The organism is Tautonia sociabilis, from assembly GCF_003977685.1.
GTDB classification, from domain to species: domain Bacteria; phylum Planctomycetota; class Planctomycetia; order Isosphaerales; family Isosphaeraceae; genus Tautonia; species Tautonia sociabilis.
In genome coordinates this window covers 1-20,015 of the sequence record NZ_RYZH01000047.1, presented here as the reverse complement: position 1 = coordinate 20,015, position 20,015 = coordinate 1, and the positions used below count along the sequence as shown (strand labels likewise).

General features: G+C 69.8%; 16 protein-coding genes. 9 read left to right on the top strand and 7 right to left on the bottom strand.

Annotated features, from left to right (window positions below):
• Window positions 1–104 precede the first annotated feature (104 nt).
• The 4 genes from TsocGM_RS19960 to TsocGM_RS26200 form a co-directional block, all read right to left on the bottom strand.
• On the bottom strand, window positions 105–929 hold the full coding sequence (locus TsocGM_RS19960) for a DUF1365 domain-containing protein (protein WP_126727231.1): 825 nt from the start codon (window positions 927–929) through the stop codon (window positions 105–107).
• Entirely contained in the window at window positions 875–2,176 is a 1,302-nt protein-coding gene (locus tag TsocGM_RS19955) for an NAD(P)/FAD-dependent oxidoreductase (RefSeq protein ID WP_126727230.1), read from the bottom strand. Before TsocGM_RS19955 ends, TsocGM_RS19960 begins: the two co-directional genes overlap by 55 nt.
• Window positions 2,177–2,206: 30 nt before the next feature.
• A complete protein-coding gene (locus TsocGM_RS19950; RefSeq protein WP_126727229.1) occupies window positions 2,207–3,130 on the bottom strand; it encodes an acyl-CoA desaturase in 924 nt (307 codons plus the stop codon).
• A gap of 542 nt (window positions 3,131–3,672) precedes the next feature.
• Window positions 3,673–3,972 (bottom strand): DDE-type integrase/transposase/recombinase, encoded by a 300-nt coding sequence (locus tag TsocGM_RS26200; RefSeq protein WP_233579057.1) that lies wholly within the window; start codon window positions 3,970–3,972, stop codon window positions 3,673–3,675.
• Between the two features lie 13 nt (window positions 3,973–3,985).
• On the opposite strand from TsocGM_RS26200, the gene TsocGM_RS26195 reads away from it, so the two are divergent.
• From TsocGM_RS26195 to TsocGM_RS19925, 5 genes are all read left to right on the top strand, one after another.
• The gene (locus TsocGM_RS26195) at window positions 3,986–4,210 is read left to right on the top strand and encodes a hypothetical protein (RefSeq protein WP_158633650.1); all 225 of its coding nucleotides are present in this window, start codon (window positions 3,986–3,988) and stop codon (window positions 4,208–4,210) included.
• Between the two features lie 308 nt (window positions 4,211–4,518).
• Window positions 4,519–5,352, top strand: coding sequence for a class I SAM-dependent methyltransferase (locus tag TsocGM_RS19940; RefSeq protein ID WP_126727227.1), 834 nt, complete (start codon window positions 4,519–4,521; stop codon window positions 5,350–5,352).
• Window positions 5,353–5,471: 119 nt separating this feature from the next.
• A complete protein-coding gene (locus TsocGM_RS19935; protein ID WP_126727226.1) occupies window positions 5,472–6,452 on the top strand; it encodes a S1/P1 nuclease in 981 nt (326 codons plus the stop codon).
• A gap of 269 nt (window positions 6,453–6,721) precedes the next feature.
• Window positions 6,722–7,531 (top strand): hypothetical protein, encoded by an 810-nt coding sequence (locus tag TsocGM_RS19930; protein ID WP_126727225.1) that lies wholly within the window; start codon window positions 6,722–6,724, stop codon window positions 7,529–7,531.
• 103 nt (window positions 7,532–7,634) lie between these two features.
• On the top strand, window positions 7,635–9,227 hold the full coding sequence (locus tag TsocGM_RS19925; protein ID WP_126727224.1) for an NAD(P)/FAD-dependent oxidoreductase: 1,593 nt from the start codon (window positions 7,635–7,637) through the stop codon (window positions 9,225–9,227).
• 260 nt (window positions 9,228–9,487) lie between these two features.
• On the opposite strand, the gene TsocGM_RS19920 is transcribed toward TsocGM_RS19925, so the two are convergent.
• Window positions 9,488–11,743: a YfbK domain-containing protein gene (locus TsocGM_RS19920; RefSeq protein WP_126727223.1), complete on the bottom strand. Its 2,256-nt coding sequence runs from the start codon at window positions 11,741–11,743 to the stop codon at window positions 9,488–9,490.
• Window positions 11,744–11,906: 163 nt separating this feature from the next.
• The gene (locus tag TsocGM_RS19915; RefSeq protein ID WP_126727222.1) at window positions 11,907–12,470 is read right to left on the bottom strand and encodes an RNA polymerase sigma factor; all 564 of its coding nucleotides are present in this window, start codon (window positions 12,468–12,470) and stop codon (window positions 11,907–11,909) included.
• A gap of 635 nt (window positions 12,471–13,105) precedes the next feature.
• Here TsocGM_RS19915 and TsocGM_RS19910 point away from each other — a divergent pair.
• The 4 genes from TsocGM_RS19910 to TsocGM_RS19895 all read left to right on the top strand — a co-directional run bounded on the left by TsocGM_RS19910 (window position 13,106) and on the right by TsocGM_RS19895 (window position 19,340).
• Window positions 13,106–14,554, top strand: coding sequence for a carboxypeptidase regulatory-like domain-containing protein (locus TsocGM_RS19910; protein ID WP_158633649.1), 1,449 nt, complete (start codon window positions 13,106–13,108; stop codon window positions 14,552–14,554).
• 394 nt (window positions 14,555–14,948) lie between these two features.
• On the top strand, window positions 14,949–16,196 hold the full coding sequence (locus tag TsocGM_RS19905) for an aminotransferase class I/II-fold pyridoxal phosphate-dependent enzyme (RefSeq protein WP_126727220.1): 1,248 nt from the start codon (window positions 14,949–14,951) through the stop codon (window positions 16,194–16,196).
• 374 nt (window positions 16,197–16,570) lie between these two features.
• Window positions 16,571–17,929 (top strand): serine/threonine-protein kinase, encoded by a 1,359-nt coding sequence (locus TsocGM_RS19900; protein ID WP_158633648.1) that lies wholly within the window; start codon window positions 16,571–16,573, stop codon window positions 17,927–17,929.
• Window positions 17,930–18,626: 697 nt separating this feature from the next.
• On the top strand, window positions 18,627–19,340 hold the full coding sequence (locus TsocGM_RS19895) for a PEP-CTERM sorting domain-containing protein (RefSeq protein ID WP_158633647.1): 714 nt from the start codon (window positions 18,627–18,629) through the stop codon (window positions 19,338–19,340).
• 430 nt (window positions 19,341–19,770) lie between these two features.
• On the opposite strand, the gene TsocGM_RS26190 is transcribed toward TsocGM_RS19895, so the two are convergent.
• A partial coding sequence (locus TsocGM_RS26190; protein WP_158633646.1) for a hypothetical protein occupies window positions 19,771–20,015 on the bottom strand: 245 nt, incomplete at its 5' end.

Below are 20,015 nucleotides of genomic sequence, written 5' to 3'. Positions count from 1 at the left end.
AATCTCGGCCGTCGGTCCGCCGCCATCGGTTGGACCGAAAACCCACGAGGATGCTGCGTCCTGCAAGCAAAGCCTGCCAGTGGCAAGTCCCTGCAGGCAACCCGTTACTCGGCTGCGCCAGAGACGGGGGAACGCTCCGGGACGTGCGGGGCGCTGGTCATTTGCGGGGACATCGCTTCGGCGCGGTGCCTGGGGTGCTGATAGAACGGACACTTCTTTCTCCATAGGCTCAATGCCTGTAAGTAGATGGCTGCCGTGATCCGAGCCGTCATGAAGGGATAGCGCCAGTGCATGGCCGATTGCGTGCGACGCGACCACGGCACGCGACGCAGGGCCATCGCGGCGCGGAAGAACGGCTCGCTTTCCTGTGTGTTGTCGATCTCGATCTGCAACCGCTCGGCGGGAGCAGACAGCCGCCAGTGATAATCAACATTCATGCTTATGAACGGAGACACATGAAAAGATTTGGGATGGCGGTACTCTGCTCTCGGCTCCGTGCCAACCCGGTTGCCGGGCCAGAGCACGTAACAATGGCGTTCGAGCCAGGGGGTGTTTTGCACCTCCGCGACCACGGCTTGGACATCGCTCGTTCCCTCGGCAAAGCAGAAGAACAGGTTGAGCGGACTGAAGTAGTAGAAGAAGCTGCGGAGCTGGGTCAGCAGGCGAATCGGTCCGCTGGCCACGAGACCGGTTTCCCGCCGTACCAGATCTCGCACGCTCTCGGCCAGCGGCTGCTTCGGATCGCCGAAGTGGTCGCAGCGCAGAAATGCGTTCTGGGAAAATCGATGCTCTGACAACAAGCCCACGCGCAACAACGTGGGCACTTCGTCTAGATCGATGAAGTTCATGTACAGCCGGTAGTGAAAGCGATGCTTCACTGGCTGCAGGCGCTCGTGGTAAACGACGCCCTCGTAGAGGCAGCTTTCCATTGGTCCAGTCCCAGTCCGAAGTGCCTCGTCACGTCCAAGGCGCTCTTCACGCCGTCCTCATGAAACCCGTAGCCACGATACGCGCCGCAATAGTAGGTGCGGCGTTGACCGTTGCGGCGCTGAAGACGTTCCTGGGCCTGCAGGGACCTGGATGTGTACCCCGGGTGATGGAACAAATGCCGGTTCAACACCTTCGCGGGGTCGATACGTTCTTCGGCGTTGAGCGTCAGCAGCAAGGGCGTCGGGGTGTCGAGTTTCTGCAGACGTGACAGATTATAAGTGACCGCGACTGGCTTTCCTTGGTCGGCTGGAATGTGGTAGTTCCAGCTCGCCCAAGCCCGGCGGCGTCGTGGCAGGATTGAAATGTCCGTGTGAAGAACTGCCGTGTTGGAGTGGTACGGGAACGCTTCCAGAATCTCCCGCTCTTCCTCATCGGCGTCTTGCAACAGGGCGAGGGCCTGATCCGCGTGACACGCTAGGACCACGCAATTGAATACTTCCGGGGCGGCGTTGCGCGGGTGAACGACGACATGGTTCTCGTGCCGCTGGACAGTCAGCACTGGGCAGTCCGTTCGGATGCGGTCGCGCAAGGGTGCGATGAGCCGTTCCACGTAGCTGCGAGCGCTGCCCGCGACTGTCTTCCATTGCGGCCGGTTGTTGATCTGCAACAGGCCGTGATTCCGGAGAAACGCCAGCAGAAAGTGTGCAGGGAAGTCCCACACACTGGCGGGCGGACAGGACCAAATGGCCGCTGTCATGGGCACCAGATACTTCTCGGCAAACCAGACACCGTAGCCCGTTTCGGTTAACAGAGCGCGGAGCGTTTTCTCAACCAGATCGCTTGCCAGCAACTCCTCCGCGTCACGGTTGAACCGCAGGATGTCCCTCACCATTGCCCAAAACCGCGGCTGGATCAGGTTGCGCCGCTGGGCAAACAGGCCATTGAGCGAGCTGCCCTGGTATTCCAGGCCGGACCGGGCGCAGGTTACGCTGAAGCTCATATCCGTGTCGGTCCCGGAAAGCCCCAGCAACTGCAACAGGCGGCAAAAGTTCGGATACGTCCTGTCGTTGAACACCATGAAGCCGGTGTCCACCTGCCAAGACTGGCCAAAGGCGGTGAGGTCCAGGGTGCGCGTGTGGCCGCCCACGGTCGAGCTGGCCTCGAAGACCTCAATGTCGTGTTCCTGGGAAAGCAGTCGCGCCGCCAGATTGCCACTGATCCCAGTGCCGATGAGCCCGATTCTCACAAAAAACTCCCACAAGGAATGCCCGTTCGGTCAACTTCCCGTACCGACGGAAACGGATTTCGCCGTGGGTTGGAGGCGGCTCTTGAGCAGGTGCCGGGGGACCGGCTTGATGTCCCAGACGACGCCGAGCCAGGAGAGGATGACCAGAATGTAGTAGGTGATATCGATCTGCCACCACCGAAAGCCCTGCCGGGCCGAAACAGGAAAACGATGATGGTTGTTGTGCCAGCCTTCGCCAAAGGTCAACAGCGCAAGCAGGAAGCTGTTCCGGCTTTCGTCCTTGGTAGCGAAGGGCCTGCTGCCCCAGCGATGAGCGATCGAGTTGACTGCGAAGGTCAGGTGATAAAGAAGGACCGTGGAGACGAAGAAACCCCACACCAGAACCTGCCAGACCGATGTTTTTAGACCTGGTGCCCAGGCAGAGAGCGCTGCACCCAGCCCCAACAGGGCCATCACCAGACCCAAGGGAGCGACCAATTCGTGGCGGTCGAGAAAGCGGAGTTCGGGATACTTGGCCCAATCGCGGACCAGATGGTGCCTGGTGCCAAAGTGCTTATCTGTCATGAACCACGCCACGTGACTCCAGAAGAACCCGTGGTGAACGGGAGAGTGCGGATCGTGCGCTGTATCGGCATGACGATGATGCGCACGATGATGCGCCGCCCACCAGAGGGGTCCGCGCTGAACGGCTGCCGCGCCCAGCACTGCCCCGAGACACTGGAACCAGCGCGAGGTTTTGAACGCCCGGTGCGAGAAATATCGGTGATAAAACGCGGTCAGGCCGAACACCCGCAGATAGAGCGTTGCCAGCGCGATCATCAGCGCCGTCCAGCTCCAGCCCACCCAGAACACGGCAAGGCATGCCACGTGCATGAGGATGAACGGCAGGCAGCGAAGCCACTCGATGCGAGGCGTACCCTCGATCCGGGAGACAGCATCTTCGGACGCGATCATAAACCGTTCCTTCTCATCTGCGCCACGCACGCCCCTGAGGTCCGTGTTTCGCGCAACTTCAACAAGGCCGTTTTCTGGACCCGACGAACACGTTCCTTGTAGCCTCTCACTGTAGCTTTTCAACCATAGTGGCACAAATCGGCTCAGTCAGAAGTTAACAGCCTCCCCCTTCGAGTGTCAAAGTCTGCTGACGCAGTTGCAGGTTCCGCTCGCGGCGGCGGTGCCGTGCCTAGGACAACTTGCTCCGCCGCTCCTCGAAACGGCGTGACGGGTCGCCCCCGGGAGAATTCCCGGGGCGACAGGTAGCCCAACGCGCTGTGCAGACGCTCCTCGTTGGAGTGAGGTGGCCCCCAAAGACGGCACAGTCCGGGGGCCTGGATTGGTTCTGGTCCCGCCCCTGAGTTGACCGGGCTGAGGCTGGAGCGGGAGACCTCCCCCGGGGTGCGATCGCCCAGCGACTGGTGGGGACGCTCCTCGTCGGAGAACCGGAAGTCGGCCAACGGCCCCGCCTCCAGGTCGGGGACCTGTTCGTCGTCCTTGATTTAGATGTCTTCGTGCTGCACGCTCCGCCAATGGCGTTCGACGAACACGTTCTCCAGCGCCCGGCCGCGCCCGGCCCGGCGCACCGCGATCCCGGCCGCCTCCGGCCGGCCGGTGTACTCCCGCGACGTGAACGGGCAGCCCTGGTCGGTGTTGAAGATCTCCGGGCGGCCCCGCTCGAGCGTCTCGTCCAGGGCCTCCAGGCAGAACCGCGTCTCCAGCGTGTTCGACAGGCGCCACGACCGCACGTACCGGCTGAACCAGTCGATCACCGCCGTCAGGAACAGGAAGCCGAGACGCATCGGCACGGAGGTGATGTCGGAGCTCCAGATCGAGCTCGGCCTGGACCGCCTGACTGGCGTCGCGCTTGCGACGGCGACCGTCCGGGAAGAGGGATTCCGCCCCGTCGAGGAGCTGCTTCTTCCACTGGCTGATCGGCACGGGATGGACCTGGTACGCCTTGGCGAGCTCGGCGTCGGGGGTCCGGGCCTGCGTGGCGGCCTCCAGGGCGACCTTGGCCGAAAACGAGGCCGAATGTGACGCGTGCGTGCTCCTGCCATGAGATACCTCGGGATCGATCAAAAACCGTCGATCAGTGGAACATCCCGAGCGGTCCAGCAAACGGGGAACCACCTCAGTCGCCAAGTCTTGCCGTCAGGACCGCCGGTGGGGATGGCTCCGCCCTGGCCGAGATTGACCGGGGGGCGGGCTTGGTGTAGAGAACGGCGGAGCGCCCCGGAGGGGGCGGTGATCGCGCTTCGGAATCGGGCCGGATCGAATCGGGCCGGATCGGATCGGATCGGATCGGGAAGGGGGGCCCGGGGCCCCGTCGAGGGAGGGGCGCAGGGATGCTCACCGGAACCTCGGAGACGGGCAGGGGCCTGGCCGATCGGGCCTGGGGGCGGATCCGGAGGGGGGCGACCCGGGCCGGGCAGCGGATCCGGGGGATCCCCGTCCGGCTGGCCGAGCGGGCGGCGGGGTTCCCGGTGCCGCCGGCCCGGTTGCTGCACGCCGTCGGCGGCTCGGACGACCCGAGCTGGTTCCTGACCGCCGGGACGTGGGCGGCGGAGGATCTGAGGAACGCGATGGCCCGGCACGGGGAGGCCATCGAGGAGGTCGGCGCCCTGCTCGACTTCGGCTGCGGTGTCGGCCGGGTGGTCCGCCACTGGGGGGGCCTGGCGGCGTCGGGGGTGGAGGTGGTCGGAACGGATTACAACCCGGCGATGATCGCCTGGTGCCGTCGCAACCTGCCGTTCGCCCGGTTCGCCCGGAACGCGATCGACGGGAGGATCGACGCCGACGACGGCACGTTCGGGCTGGCCTACGCCCTGTCGGTCTTCACCCACCTGGACGAGCCGCTCCAGCGCCACTGGCTGGCGGAGCTTCGCCGGGTGCTCCGCCCGGGAGGGTTCCTGCTGATCACGCTGCACGGCCTGCCCTACCGAGACGGCCTGCCTCCCGAGGATCGCGAGGCCTTCGACCGGGGGGAACTCGTCGTCGTCGGCCACGATCGCCAGGGCAGCAACCACTGCGCCGCCTTCCACCCGCCGGGCTACCTCGCCTCCGGACCGGCCGAGGACTGGGAGATCCTGGAGTGGATCCCCGAGGGGGCCCGGGGCAACCCCCGGCAAGACGCCTACCTGCTGCGCAAGCCGGCCGTCGCGAGGGCCAGGGCGGCCTGATCGGGGGAGCAGAAGGGCGGACGGACGACCAGCGTGCCTGGGTCAAATCGCGGCGCGTCCCGTATGATGGGGAGGCCCGACCGCCCGTTCCTGAGCCGACCCCCCGGAGCCTCTCGCCGATGCACCCGTCGATCCGAAGCAAACGACTCGCCTCCCCGATCGCGATCTTGCTGCTGATGTCGCCGCTGTCGCTGCTGGTGGCCGCCCCCCCGGCGTCGGGGGCCGGGGCCTGGAACGACTGCGGGCACCGGGTCATCGCGGCGATCGCCTTCGAGGAGCTGGAACCGGAGGCCAGAAGGGCCGTCGTCGCGCTGCTTCGGGAGCACCCGGCGGCTCGGGACGCCACCTTCTGGGCCGACCATGAACACAACAGCGACGACCCCGAGCTGAACCTGTTCCTCAACGCCGCCGTCTTCCCCGACGACGCCCGGCGCCCCGGGCCGTTCCAGCGGTTCGACATCGGCCGGGCGCACTACGTCAACTTCCGGATCCTGGCCGAGCCGGGGCGGCCGGTGGAGGTCCAGCCGCCGGCCCAGGACCTCGACGACGACGACCCGCACGGCGACGTGCTCGAATCCCTGGCGACGAACCTCGCCCTCGCCCGCGACCCGTCGGCCGAGCCCGCCGATCGGGCGGTCGCGCTGAGCTGGATCTTCCACCAGGTGGGCGACCTGCACCAGCCGCTCCACAACGTCGCCCGGTTCTCCCCGGCGACGCCAGCGGGGGACCGCGGCGGCAACGAGATCCGGTTCGGCGAGTCCACCCTGCACCGCTACTGGGACTGGGCCCTCGGCGGCGACGCCTCGCCCGACAACGTGATCGCCTTGGCCGGCGCACTCGTCGCCGAGCACCCGAGGGTGGAGTTCATCGACCGGATCGACGAGAAGGACCCCCGAGCCTGGTCGCAGGAAGGGGTGGCGTTGGCCTTGCGGTACGTCTACAAGAACCTCGACCCGACCGAGACGGAGTTCCCCGAGCCTCCGATCGGTTACGAGGCGGACGCGGCCCGGCTCGCCCGCCGCCAGTGCGCCCTGGCCGGCTACCGGCTGGCGGATCTGCTCCGATCGATCGTCTCCCCAGCAGTCGTCAGCGCTCCGTGAGCCCGATGTCGGCCCCGATCCCGGCGGCCTCCCCCTCGATCCGGCGGGGGCCCCGACCGCCCGGAACGATCGGTTGCGGGACGGGGGGCGGGGGGGCGGCGGGGCGTTGCCGGCTGTGCTAAGGTGATGATACGATCGGTCGTTGCGCCCGAGTTCCGGCCGGTCCCGGGTCGGCCGGCCGGCCAGCCGGCCATGACGTCTCGCAACGCAACGCAACGCGGCGCAGCGCGACGCGACCCCTCGGCTCGTACCGACCTCGAGGATGCGCCATGCCCCACGGCGACCCTTTCGGATCGATCCCCGGCCCCGGTCACGGTCATGGTCTCGGCCGGGGACTGGTCGAGGCCCCCGGGCCGGATCCGAGCATCGCCGGCCAGTTGATCGAGACGACCGTCAGCCCGTTCCACTGCCTGTACCAGGACGCCCTCTGGCTGCACACGCAGAGCCACCTGCGGCTGCCCCGGTCGGAGAGCGAGGCGAGCCGGCTGGCCCGGTCGGCCCTGCTGCTCTACGTGCAGGCGGCCGAGGCGCTGGTGCATCAGGCGGCGGTCGAGCTGGGTCGGCCGGAGCTGGCCCACCTGATCGGCGACCCGAACCGGCCGCTGCCGCTGCGGGAGGCGTGGGCGCTGTTGCCGGCGATCGCCGCCGAGGAGCCGCCGCCGGCCCTGGACGCGGACGCTCCCCCCTGGCCGCAGTTCGCCGAACTGCTGGCCCTGCGGGACTCCTGGACGTATCCCGGCCCGCCGTCGAGCCGGCGGGCCTACTACGTCTCCGGCGGCGACGGCGCCTCGTTCGAGCCGATCGACCCCCGGGACCTGCCCCCGGGCGTCTCCCCTCCGGCCGAGTTCCTGCGGTTCCCCCGCACCGGATTGCCCCGCGACCCCTACGCCCTCCGGCCCCACCACCTGGACACCGCCCGGGGAGTGCTCGATCAGGCGATCGCCGCCCTCGACCGCCGGCTCGATGGCGCCCTCACGCGAGACGGCCGGCACCGCAAGGAGCCCTGCCGGGTGGTCACTCCCCGGCCCCGGCCCCGGGCCGACTCCGACTCCGACTCCGACTCCGATTCCGTCTCCTGAGGCCCGGGCTGGTCCCGGGGGCCTCTGGGGCGAACTCCGTTCTCGGGGGGCGATTCGCCGTCCCTGGCCCCGCCGCTTCCCTCCTGCCCGGCCGATCCCGACCATGTCGCTCCGCATCACGAATTTATCCCTGTCGATCGACGAGCCCGAGGAGTCCCTGCCCGCCCGGATCGCCGCAAGGCTTCGGCTCGGCGAGGGGGAGATCGGCCGCTGGCGGATCCTGCGCAAGAGCCTCGACGCGAGAAGAAGGGACGACATCCGGTTCGTCTACACCGCCGAGGTCGCCCTGGCGGATCCGGCGGCCGAGGCATCTCTGGCGGGGCCGGACCTGGCGCCATTCGTCCCGGAGCGGTTCGACTGGCCCGAGCCGGGGGCCGAGCCGATGGGGCACCGGCCGGTGGTGGTCGGCTCGGGGCCGGCCGGGCTGTTCGCGGCGTACTTCCTGGCGATCAGCGGCTATCGGCCGCTGGTCCTGGAACGCGGCCGGGCGGTCAAGCAGCGCGTGGCCGACGTCCGTCGCTTCGACGAGGGCGGCCCGGTCGACCCGGAGAGCAACTACCTCTTCGGCGAAGGGGGCGCCGGCACCTTCAGCGACGGCAAGCTCACCAGCCGAGGCTCCGGCCCAGACGTCCGCCGCGTGCTGGAGGTGGTGGCCGACTGCCACGGCAAGCCGTCGGTCGTCTATGAGCACCGGCCGCACCTGGGGTCGAACCGGCTCCCGCTGATCGTCCGCACGCTGCGCCGGAAGATCGAGGAGGCCGGCGGCGAGGTCCGCTTCGAGTGCCGGGTGGAGGACCTCGACCTGAGGGACGGCCGACTGCTCGGCCTGATGACCAGCTCCGGCTTCGTGCCGGCCGACGTCGCCATCCTCGCCACCGGGCACAGCGCCCGGGACACCTACCAGATGCTCCTCCGCCGAGGGGTGCCGCTGCAGTTCAAGCCGTTCCAGTTCGGCGTGCGGATCGAGCAGCCGCAGGAGGCGATCGACCGCGCCCGGTACGGCCCCTCGGCCGGGCACCCGAGCCTCGGCGCCGCCGACTACGAGCTGGCCACCCGGGCCGGCGACCGGGACCTGTTCACCTTCTGCATGTGCGCCGGCGGCTATGTGATGGCCAGCGTCAGCGAGCCGGGCTACTTCTGCTCCAACGGCATGAGCGAGAGCCGACACGACTCTCCCTTCGCCAACAGCGGGCTGGTCGTGACGATCGGCCGCGAGGACGTGGGCTCCGATCACCCGCTGGCCGGCGTCCACTTCCAGCAGCAGGCGGAGCGGCGGTCGTACCTGCTGGCGGGACGGTCGTACGAGGCGCCGATCCAGTGGGTGCGCGACTTCCTCGCCGGCCGGGGCAGCACGGGGAGCCTGCCGAGCAGCTACCCGAGGGGGACGGTGGCCAGCGACCTGGGGATGATCCTCCCTCCGGTCGTGCTCGAGGCGCTGGAGCGCGGCCTGCCGAGGCTCGACCGGCCGTTCCGGGGGCTGTTCCTCAAGGGGGCGACGCTCACCGGCCCCGAGTCCCGGGGAAGTGCTCCCGTCCGGATCCCCCGCGATCCGACCTCCCGAGAATGCCCCGGCGTCGCCGGCCTCTACCCCTGCGGCGAGGGGGCCGGCTACGCGGGAGGGATCGTCAGCGCCGCGGTCGACGGCCTGCGGACGGCCCGGGCCCTGGTGGGCCGGTTCTCGCCGTCGGAGTCGTGACCAGGACGATCGGGAACGCTCGGTAGGGGGACAGCCCGCCGGTCGGTTCGTTACTCGGCGAAGGGGTTGATCCCAGGTTCCCCGCTCGCCGATCCGTCGCGTCCCGCGGTGGCCGGGGTCGTGTCGACCCCGGTTCGGGAGGCCCCCCAGGCGGGGGGAGACACGACCTCAGCTGCCCCGACACGTCGCAACGACCCCGAACGCCGATCGCGTTCGACTCGTCGTCCGGGCCCTCGGCCCGTTCAGGCGGCTCGGAACGACTACGGGGAGGGGGCGGCGTCCGGGGGAGGGGCGAGGGGGAGCGTCCGGGCTCGGGCCAGGAGGTCGAGCAGCGTGGCGCGATCGGCGGGGAGGAAGCCGTCGTCGCACGATCGGACCAGCGCCGAGGCGCCGTCGAGGGCCGGGGCGGGGTCGGCGTTGGCGTCAGGCAAGGCGCCGGCCAGGGTGAGGCCGAACCAGGCGATCGCGGCGGCGAGGCGGACCTCGTCGGGGGCCTGGGTGATCGGGAGGGAGGTGTCGGGCACGGGATGCTCGACGGTGATCCGCTCCTCCCCGCCGGGCTCTCGGTAGGAGAGGGTGATCGTCAGCAGCTCCTGCCGGGCCTCCGGATCGGAGGGGGAGGGGGGGCCCTGGTAGCGGAAGGCCCGGGCGCGTCGGGCGATCTGCTGGCCCTCGCCGGCCGGCCGGATCTCGAAGAGGAGCGAGCACGACTCCCCGGCCGACAGGCTGGCCTCCGGCTCGGACCCAGCGGGGGACGGCCGGCCGTCGAAGCCGATCGGCCGGTAGGAGGCGACCCGGGCGGGGTTGAACTCCACCTCGGCCGCGACCCCCTCCGCCACCCGATCGGCGGCGCCGGCGTCGGCGTTCGCCTCCCGAGCGATCAGGGCGATCCGGACGAGCCGGTGCCGGTCGTCCCAGGGGCAGGAGACGACCCGAGTGTCGACCGAGACGGCCTCGCCCCCTTCGGGGCGGTCGAAAGGATAGGCCGGGGCATTGACCAGGGCGGCGACCGGCACCGGGCGGTCGATCGGCAGCCGGCCGCCAGCGAGCCAGCTCGCCACCTCGGACAGCGGCACGGAGCCGGGCCGGATCGGCAGCGCGGCGATCGGCTCCGCCGAGGAGAGCCTCCAGGTCGATCCCGGCAGCGTGCCCATCGGGCCCGTCGGGTCGACCAGGTTCGAGAGGATCACCTCGCCCCGAGGACCGAACCGGGCGTCGGGGACCGGCCCGCGCTCGACCTGCACCGAGTTCAGCAGCAGCCCGGAGTCGACGTCGATGACCGAGATCGAGCGGTCGCTTGCCGTCGCCAGCATCCTGGTCCCGGTCTGGTCGAGGTCGACGGCGCGCACCGGGACCCCCAGCGCGAGTCGCTGGACCGGTTCGCCATCGGGCTGGTCGAGCACCTCGACGATGTTGTCCGCCGCGACCTTGGCCGCTCGAGACGGCCTCGGGGCGGTCGGGAAGGGGGTCGTCAAACCCGCCCCCGCCATCATCCCCGCCTCCGCCTCCGCCCCCGCCCCCGAGGCGACCGAGGCCCCGTCGGTCCGGGGAATCCCGTCGGGCGCCGAGGCCGGGGGCTCGGCCGAGGGCTCCTGCTTCTGCTCCTGGTCCTGCCCCTGCCCCTGCTCCTGGGTCCTGGCGGCGAGGGTCGGGCTCTCGGAAGCCCTGCCGAAGGCATCGCGTTCCCTGCCCGCGGAGGGCTCGGCCAGCTCGACCAGCGTTGTCTCCGCCTCGGCCATCGCCTCGGCTCCCGCCGCGCCTCCCCTCGCGGCCGGGGACGGGGCCGGGGCCGCGGCCGGATCCGGGGCCGGAGCGGCCGGCGGCATTCCCCGGCTTTGGGAGAAGGCGAGGGTGGCGGCAGGGGCGTTGGGCTCGGCCGAGGCCATCAGCGGCTCGGTCGCCGAGGCCAGGGGAGACGTCTCCTCGGTCACCGGGGCCCTCACATCGAACGCGGCCGGGCCGCCGTCGCGGGCCTCCCGGCGGGCGAGGGCCTCGCCGCGATCGGAACGGTCCATCGAGAGGGACTCGGACTCCAGCGCGATCATCGCGGAGGGCTCGAAGTCCGACATCGGGTCCAGGCCGGAGTCGGCGGCGGATCGCGTCGACGAGGCCGGGGGGGCCGGTGTGCTGTTGAGGGCGATCGCCATCGCGTCCTCGTGCCCGAGCGGCCGAGCGGTCGTCGAGAGCCGGCCGACGCCGAAGCCGCCGGCCGCCAGCGCCAGGGCGGCGGCCAGTCCCGAGAGCACCCTCCGGACCCGGAACCGGCGACGGGCCCGCCGGGACGCATCCCCCCCGATCCGGGCGTCGAGGTCGATCCGCTGGACGATCGACAGCCCCGGCGCCGGCTCGGAGCGGAGCGTCTGAGAGAGCCAGGCCGCCGTCTCCCGGACCTCGGCGACGAACCGGGCCGCCTCGGGGCTGCGGGACACCAGGGCCTCGACGGCGGGCCGGTCGTCCTCGTCCAGCTCGCCCAGGGCGAAGGCGGTCAGTCTGGGATCGTCGGGATCGAAGGTCATCGGCACGTTCCCCCGGCCGTTCGGGCCGCGGACTCGACTTGACTCGGAGTGGGTTTGGTTGGGGTGAAATCAGCTTTTTTATTTTTGTTTTTTTTGGTTTGTTGAGATGAAATCAGATTTTTTATTTTTTGTTTTTTTGATTTTTTTGCTTTCTTGTTTTTGATCAGGCGTGTCGGCTCGCCGCGGCGGGATCATCGCGGGGGACGCCCAGCCGGCCGCGCAGCGACCTGAGCCCCATGTGCAGCAGATACCCCACGTTGCCGACGCTGAAGCCGGTGATCCGGCTGATCTCCTTGTAGGAGAACCCCTCCTGGAACCGCAGGCGGATGACCTCCTGCTGAGACTCGGGGAGCAGGGCGAGCAGCCGGAGCACGCGATCCAGCTCGTCCCGGCGCTCCTGGCCGTCGCTGGGGTCGGCGTCGGCGGCGGGGACGACGCTCAGGCGGGTCTCGGGGTCGGCGGAACGGTTCACGCGGCCCTCCTTGCGGAGCACGTCGAGCGCCCGGTTGCGGCAGACCGTGAAGAGCCACTCGGCCAGGTGCGGCTCGACCCGATCGCGGTCCTGGCCGCACAGCTTCAAAAACGTTTCCTGGACCACGTCCCGGGCCGTCTCGACCTCGCCGACGATCCGAAAGGCGTATCGCGTCAGGGGGGCCTCGAACCGCTCGACGGCGGCCCGGACCCAGCCATCCCGGTCGGTCGTTGCCGATGCTCCCCTGCCCGCCATCGCCGCTCCCATCCCGGCCCGGTTCCCGACCCCCTCCCGCTCTCAGGATAACGCGTCTGGCTCGTCGATCTTAGGGGCCTGCCGCCGCCAACGGCCGAGCCCTGGCCTCTGCCGCTCCGTTCGTTGCCTCCGCCTCCGCCTCTCGCCGACGAATCACCTGCCTCGGGCGTCGTTCCGCCCGCAAAGTCGCCCTCACCGGGAAACACGAGGGACAAGCTGGGCGCAACCCCGAACTTTAGAGAAAGTTAGGGAGCGGCGTCGGGAGCCTTGGGTTGTAAATTCGAGGCGTCGAATCGGGAAAAAAGGCGTCGGCCGCGATGCGGGGATCACGATCGAAGGCGCGGGCAGGCCGCGAAGGGAAGGTGGCGGATCTCGTTTGCTGAGAGGATGTTAAGGGGAAAGCGGCGGAATTCTGGCGAGGGATCGCAGATTCCTGGCACGCTCCTTGCGTTTTCCCCTTGACATCTTGCCGGCCGGGCGGTTGCCCGACGATCCCGCTCAAGCCGGACGATGGGATCGCCAATACATCATACCAAACGGACCGATCCGGACCCCTTGCCTGACGGGGGCCCCCGGGGTTCTGACGAGACAGGGAGGTCTCAATGTCTCGCCCTTCGACGCGACGGATGCCGCGGATGGAGACCCTGGAGGGGCGCCGCCTGTTGTCGGCGGACGTCACCGGCGAGCAGCAGTTGATGCTCGAGCTGATCAACGAGGCGAGGGTCGACCCGCCGTCGGCCGCCGATCGGGTGGAACAGGGGCTCTCTCGGGGGGCCGTCCAGGCGATCGTCAAGGACGGAGACAGTGTGCCGAAGGTGGTCGCCGAGATCGCCGACGCCGCTCCCCGGCCGCCGGTCGCCTGGGATCCCGCCCTGGCGGAGGCGGCCGAGCGGCATACCGACTACCTGATCGGCCTGGGCTACCAGACCCACGACGGCCCCTCCGGCCTGAGGACCCCGGCCGACCGGGCCGAGGCCGCCGGCTACGACCAGCCTCAGGAGGTGGCCGAGAACGTCATCTACGGCGTCTCGACTCCCGAGCAGGCCATGAAGGCCTTCCTGGCCGACTACGGCCCGACCAACGGCCAGGACCCCCACCGCGAGAACATCCAGCAGACCGACCCCGCTCGGGAGGACTACGAGGACGTCGGCGTCGCCATCCAGCCGGTCGAGGTGCCGGTGGCCGTCAGCACGCCCTTCGGCACCCCAAGCACCCCGGTGACGGAGACCCGGCTGGTCGTCACTCAGGTCTTCGGCCGCAGGGCCGACGAGCAGGCCGCTCCCAAGATCCTCGGCGTCGTTTACGACGACACCGACGGCGACGACTTCTACGACATCGGCGAGGGGATCTCCAACGCCCAGGTCACCATCACCAACACGGCGACCGGCTCTTCGACCGGCGTGACGACCTGGTCCTCGGGGGGCTATCAGGCGGAGGTCGAGCCCGGTGATTACCAGGTCGAGGTCCGCGTCGGGAACCTCCTGATCGGCCGCAAGAAGGCCGTGGTCGGCGAGACGAACACCAAGGTTGACTTCCGGACCAACGAGGCCCCGAAGCCCGCCGCCCAGGTGGCGGTGGCCTCCCCCGCCTCCCCGGCCGAGGCCCTCGAGCCGGCCCGTCCGACGTCGTCGCCGGCGAAGCCGGTCGTGATCCGGACCCCGGTCCTGTCCTCCTCGACGGCACCGACCGCGGCCGAGGCGCCCTCCTCCTCCTCGACGGCGTCCCCCTCGAAGACCTCCTCCCGGTCGACCCCCAGGGCCGAGGTCCCGCCGGCCCAGCCGGCCTCTCCCTCTGAGTCCCCGTCAGCGATCCCGACGGCCTCCTCTTCTTCCTCTTCCTCTTCCTCCTCTTCTTCCTTTTCCTCCGCGACGGCCCTCCCGACGGGAGGCTCGGCCTCGTCCGGGACGTCCGTCGGGGTCCCGACGGCCTCGAAGCCGGCGGTGGAGAGCTCCCGGGCGCTGGACCGCCTGCGGAACATTGCCGCCCGATCGGCCCCGTCGGCGACGGGAGGGGACGGCTCGGCGATCGCTCTGCTGCGGTCGAGCCTCTCGGGCACCGTCCGGTCGTGGAAGATCGCCGGCTGAGCCGGTCGGCCCGCCCCCCCCTCCGGGAGCCGTCCCGGAGCGGGGGCCAGTCTCCCGGTTCCGATCCCCGACGCCGATGCCGGGCGCCTTCGCCGCTCCCGGGATCGGCGTCGAGCGGTTTCGGCCCTGCCGTCCCGCTGGCGGTCGGGCGGTCGGGGCCGACTCGAAATCGGAGCATGCGGCGGGGACGGGTGACGGTATACTAATCGGCTCCGACGCCGCGATGGCCGGCGGGCGGTCGAGCGCCGGGGCCCGCGTCCCCCTTGGCGACGGCCCGGGGCCTCGTCCCCGAGCGGAGCGATCGCAACGAGAGAGCACAATCGCCCCGAGACACCCTCGCCCGCCTCGTCCCGTCCCGCCCCGCTCCGCCCCTCGCCCCCTGGTCACCACTCCCATGCTCAACGACACGCCCGACCCGACCGACACGTCCGAGGCCCTTGGCCCGATGCCGATCGAGGTCTCGGCCCGGGTGAAGAACCTGCCGCCGTACCTCTTCGGCAAGATCAACGCCCTGAAGGCCCAGAAGCGCCGGGCCGGCGACGACGTGATCGACCTGGGCATGGGCAACCCGACCGACCCCCCCGAGCAGTGGGTCATCGACAAGCTCTGCCAGGCCGCCCAGGACGCCCGGAACCACCGCTACAGCGTCGCCCAGGGGATCGACAACCTCCGCCGAGAAGTCGCCAAGCGCTATCAGGCTCGGTTCGGCGTGACGCTCGACCCCGACCACGAGATCGTCACCACGATCGGCTCCAAGGAGGGGTTCAGCCACATGTGCCTGGCCCTGCTCGGGCCGGGGGACACGGCGCTGTCTCCAGCGCCGACGTTCCCGATCCACGCTCACGCCGTGGCGCTGGCCAATGCGAACGTGATCGCCATCGACATCACCGAGCCGCGGCGGTTCCTCCGCAACGTGGCGGAGATGTGCACGCACCTGTACCCCCGGCCCAAGGTGCTGGTGCTGAACTTCCCGCACAACCCGACGGCCACAGTGGTCGAGCCGGACTTCTTCGAGGAGGTGGTCGCCCTGGCCCGGCGGTTCCGCTTCGCCGTGATCCACGACTTCGCCTACGGGGACATCGGTTTCGACGGCTACGAGCCCCCCAGCTTCCTGGCGGCGAAGGGGGCGATCGACGTCGGCTGCGAGTTCACGACGATGTCCAAGGGGTACAACATGGCCGGCTGGCGCGTGGGGTTCGCCGCGGGGAACCGGGCGATGATCAACGCGCTGAAGGCCATCAAGGGCTATTACGACTACGGGCTGTTCCAGGCGGTGCAGATCGCCGCCATTGTGGCGTTGCGGCACGGCGAGGAGGCGCGCAAGGCGCAGGTGCTCGAGTACCAGAGGCGGCGGGACGTGCTGGTCGACGCGCTCCGCCGGATCGGCTGGCCGGTGCCGAAGCCGAAAGCGGGGATGTTCGTCTGGGCGCCGATCCCCGAGCCCTGGCGGTCCCGGATGGGGTCGATCGACCTGGCGATGAAGCTGATCGAGGAGGCCGATGTCGCCGTCAGCCCCGGCCGGGGCTTCGGCGAGGCGGGCGAGGGGTTCCTCCGGCTCGCCCTGGTCGAGAACGACCAGCGGCTCCGGCAGGCCGTCCGCCAGATGGGACGCTGCCTGCGCGCCGACGCCGGCGAGTCCTGACCCGAGGGGCCGGCTCCGGCTGCGGTTCGACCAGGACCACCCCCCGACGCCGGGAGACGTCAACCCTTCGCTCGCTCGCTCGCTCGCTCGCTCGGCCGAGCCGAGGGAGCGGCAGTTCGTCTTCGGGATCGAGGAGGCCGGCTGGTGCTTCGGGGACGATGACGGCGGCCAGTCCCAGTCGAGTGAGGCTCCCCCAGCAGGGGAGGCCGTTCCCCCCCCCGATCGTCCTGCCACCGCGATCGGCCCACGGTGGAGCGGGCTTGCCAAGCATGCATTGGCTTCCCCCGTACGATTGCGGGGGCCGCCTGGATCCGCCCGGTCGTCCCGGGTCGGGGCCCCGAGCGGCGGGGTGGGGTGGGACGAGGCTCGAAGCCGTGGACGACGCGATCGGGCCGACGACGGGGGAGGAAGAGATCGGGGGCCTGCTCCCGATCCTGGAGGAACTCGCCCTGGTGGGAGAGGCCGACGCCCGCGAGGTCCTGCTGGCGATCACCGAGGGGGGCCGCAATGCCCCGGCCGATCGGTTCGTCGCCGAGCTGGCCCGGAGGGGGCTGCTGACTCCCTTCCAGGCCGGGGTGCTCGCCCGGGGCAGGGGCCGGGACCTGAGGGTCGGCAACGACGTGCTCCAGCGGCCGATCGGATCCGGGGGGATGGGCAAGGTCGACCTCGCCCCACACCGGACGTTGCGGCGGCCGGCGGCGATCAAGGTGGTCGACTCCGCCTTCGCCCGGGAGCCGGCGATCGTCCGGCGCTTCCAACGGGAAGTGGAGGCGATGGCCCGCCTAGACCACCCGAACCTGGTCGCCGCCTTCGACGCCGGGGAGGTCCGGGGCCCCCCCTCCGTGGTGATGGAGTACGTCGACGGGCCGGACCTGGGACGGGTGGTCAAAAACGGGGGGCCGATGGGGATCCCCGAGGCCGTCGCCGCGGCGATCCAGGCCGCCCGGGGCTTGCAGGCCGCCCACGAGCGGGGGATCGTCCACCGGGACGTGACGCCGCACAACCTGCTCCGGGCCCACCTCGGCACGGTCAAGGTGTCCGACCTGGGCCTGGCCCGGCTGGTGGCCGACGCCGGGGCCAGCGGGGAGGATCTCCACCTGACCCGGTTCGGCGCCGTCATCGGCACCGTGTTCTTCCTCTCCCCGGAGCAGGCCCGAGACTCCCGGGAGGCCGACGAGCGGTCGGACGTCTACTCCCTGGGATGCACCCTGTTCGCCCTGCTGACAGGGAAGATGCCCGACCCGGGCAAGGCGGCGATCGACGTGGTGGTCGCCCACCGGACGGCCCCCGTGCCGTCGGCGAGGGGGATCCGGCCGGAGGTCTCCCCGGAGCTGGACGCGATCTGCCGTCGGATGATGGCCAAGCTCCCGGAAGACCGGCCGCAGTCGATGGCCGAGGTGATCGAGGCGCTGGGCTCCTGCCCGCTCGACCCGAAGGGGGAGGAGGACCGCGCCGTCGCCGGCCTGGTCCTGGACGACGAGCCCGGCCTGATCGCGACGGGAGACGCCCAGGGGCGGGGCGACCCCGACCCCCTCGACGGCTCCCCCCGCTTCGCCCTGCTCCTGCTCGGCGACCGCCCCCCGAGCCCCTTCGATTTCGACCCCGACCTCGATGCGATCGCCTTCCCCCCGCTGCTCGACCGCCGCCGAGCCGCCGGCCTCCGCCCCGCCTCGCTGTCGGCCTTCTCCCTCGACGGCCGCGAGCGGACCTTCGCCCTCTGGATCCGGCCCTGATCCGCCTCTCTTCCCCTCGCCTCGCCGTTCGGTCCCCCTCGGCACGCTTCGATCCCCCGGTCGTCACGCCTGCCCCCCCCGATCCGGAAGGGTCCGATCCCGCCTCGGAACTCCTGTTCCAGAGGGTCGGGCTCTGTGTCGGAACATCCGTTCTGGAGGTGTGTTGTGTTGTGTGCCTGTGGGCCGGCCGCCGGGATGATCGCCGTCCTGGGCCTCGCGCTGAGGGACGGCGTTGACCGTCTCGGCCATGCGGCCGTGACGTTCGCCTGGGCATCACGCCTTGCTCTCTGATTTGCTGTTCTTGAGAAACGTATTTTTCTACTTGCATAAAAACAAGAGTTCCGACGGCCGAGGCGAGGAGGCCTGGGGCCGTCCCGCGTCCGTTCCGCAGAGGACCATCGGCGAGCAAGCGGCCGGGAGGGACGGAGTGACCCGAAGGGGGGGGATCGATGTTTTGTGTGAATTTGATGGAATTCTTTCCTCGTCTTGCCTCGGCCGTCCTGGTTGCGATCTCCGGCGGGGAGCCCTCGTGTCTCGGCAGGGCAACGCTTCGCGTCGAATCCGCTCAACTCGGCGTCCCCGGCGGCGGGGGGAGAAGTAGATCCGGTGCAAGGCGGCATCGGCCGAGGATCGCACAGTCGTCCTCGAACGTGACGAAACGGAATGGATGAACAAAAACAATATGCCGGGAGTATTCATGGTAAAGAGACACGGGATCTGGCTCGTCCTGCTCGTCCTGACGCTCGTCCAGGCGTCGCCGGCGGCGGCGGAAACCTTGGGGGTAACGGCGTTCAACGGTGGCCCCCGAGTTGATGTCACGCTCGACGTGGGGTCGGGCCCCCAGCTGATCCAGACGTCGGCGGGCTCGTTCACGACCACATTCAGCGGCGATCGAACCGGCTCGGTGATCTCCTACTGCGTCAGCCTGCTGACCTACACGACCAACACGCCGACGGCGCTCGATCTCGTCGAGGTCGGCACTGGCGCGCTCGGCCGGGCGGCCTGGCTGTTCAACGAGTACGCCGAGACGAATGAAGGGATCTCGGGCAACGCGGGCCTGCGGGCTCGGGCCGCGCTGCAACTCGCGATCTGGGAGGTGGTCTACGACAACGACGGGATCATCAACGGCCCCGGCTCGCCGATCTCCTTCAGCAACATCTCGACGACGGTGCTCGACCTGGCCCAGGACTACCTGGACGCCAGCCTGCTCGCCGGCGGAGGCAGCCTGGCGGTCGGCCCCGGCCTCCTGATCGATTATGAGCAGAACGGGAACCGTCCCCAGGACCAGATCACCTCGGTCCCCGAGCCGAGTTCGGTCGCGATGGCCGGCCTGGGCCTGGCCGGCGGCCTGGCGATCGCCCTCCGCCGCCGTCGGTGGGCGGGCCGGTCCGCGTCGCCCCCGGCCCCGTAAGCCGTCACCGGAATGCGCTCGACCCACCGAGCCGGGTCGGGCCGGGGGCGATCAATCCCCGCCCGCTCAGCCAGGCGTCCCGTGCTGGGGTCGACACGACCCCAGCCACGCCCATCCTATGTGCGAATTCAACACATCCATTCTTCGATACAAAATGCGAGATGGCTGGGGTCGGCACGGCTCCGGCCATCCCGCATTTTGTGCTTTACTTCAACACAACATGTTCTCAACGCGGGAGGATATTTGGCTGGGGTCGACACGGCCTCAGTTCCCACAATTCTATGATATAATTCACAATGTCAATTGTTTAATTCAAAATTCGGTGAATCTGGGGTCGTGTCGACCCCAGTGCGAACGGCCCCCGGATCGGGGGAGGACACGGCGCCGGCCAATTCGACGGGAGGGCGAGGGGGGCGCTTGACGAGGGGGATCAGCGGCCGTCGGGGCGGCGGTCGGTGAGGAGACGCTCGGCCATGCGGGAGAGGAGGCGTTCGCGGCCGGGGGAGAGCTCGAAGGGCTCGGGGGAGCGGGAGGCGCGCTCCGCCAGGCGGTCGGGGAGGGGGGAGGGGAGCCCCTTGGGGCCGTCGACGGTGCGCCGGGTGGGGGGAGGAGCGGTCGAGCCGAGGCGGTCGAGCGCGTGGGGGGGGAGGCGGTCGAGGCCGGGGCGGACGGCCA

Bases quoted from the DNA above. Each gene is read 5' to 3' on its own strand.
- TsocGM_RS19915 (WP_126727222.1), bottom strand. From the start codon at position 12,470: ATGGCGGGCAGGGGAGCATCGGCAACGACCGACCGGGATGGCTGGGTC.
- TsocGM_RS19935 (WP_126727226.1), top strand. From the start codon at position 5,472: ATGCACCCGTCGATCCGAAGCAAACGACTCGCCTCCCCGATCGCGATC.
- TsocGM_RS19940 (WP_126727227.1), top strand. From the start codon at position 4,519: ATGCTCACCGGAACCTCGGAGACGGGCAGGGGCCTGGCCGATCGGGCC.
- TsocGM_RS26200 (WP_233579057.1), bottom strand. From the start codon at position 3,972: ATGCGTCTCGGCTTCCTGTTCCTGACGGCGGTGATCGACTGGTTCAGC.
- TsocGM_RS19910 (WP_158633649.1), top strand. From the start codon at position 13,106: ATGGAGACCCTGGAGGGGCGCCGCCTGTTGTCGGCGGACGTCACCGGC.
- TsocGM_RS19950 (WP_126727229.1), bottom strand. From the start codon at position 3,130: ATGATCGCGTCCGAAGATGCTGTCTCCCGGATCGAGGGTACGCCTCGC.
- TsocGM_RS19905 (WP_126727220.1), top strand. From the start codon at position 14,949: ATGCTCAACGACACGCCCGACCCGACCGACACGTCCGAGGCCCTTGGC.
- TsocGM_RS19920 (WP_126727223.1), bottom strand. From the start codon at position 11,743: ATGACCTTCGATCCCGACGATCCCAGACTGACCGCCTTCGCCCTGGGC.
- TsocGM_RS19925 (WP_126727224.1), top strand. From the start codon at position 7,635: ATGTCGCTCCGCATCACGAATTTATCCCTGTCGATCGACGAGCCCGAG.
- TsocGM_RS19930 (WP_126727225.1), top strand. From the start codon at position 6,722: ATGCCCCACGGCGACCCTTTCGGATCGATCCCCGGCCCCGGTCACGGT.
- TsocGM_RS19895 (WP_158633647.1), top strand. From the start codon at position 18,627: ATGGTAAAGAGACACGGGATCTGGCTCGTCCTGCTCGTCCTGACGCTC.
- TsocGM_RS19960 (WP_126727231.1), bottom strand. From the start codon at position 929: ATGGAAAGCTGCCTCTACGAGGGCGTCGTTTACCACGAGCGCCTGCAG.
- TsocGM_RS26195 (WP_158633650.1), top strand. From the start codon at position 3,986: ATGTCGGAGCTCCAGATCGAGCTCGGCCTGGACCGCCTGACTGGCGTC.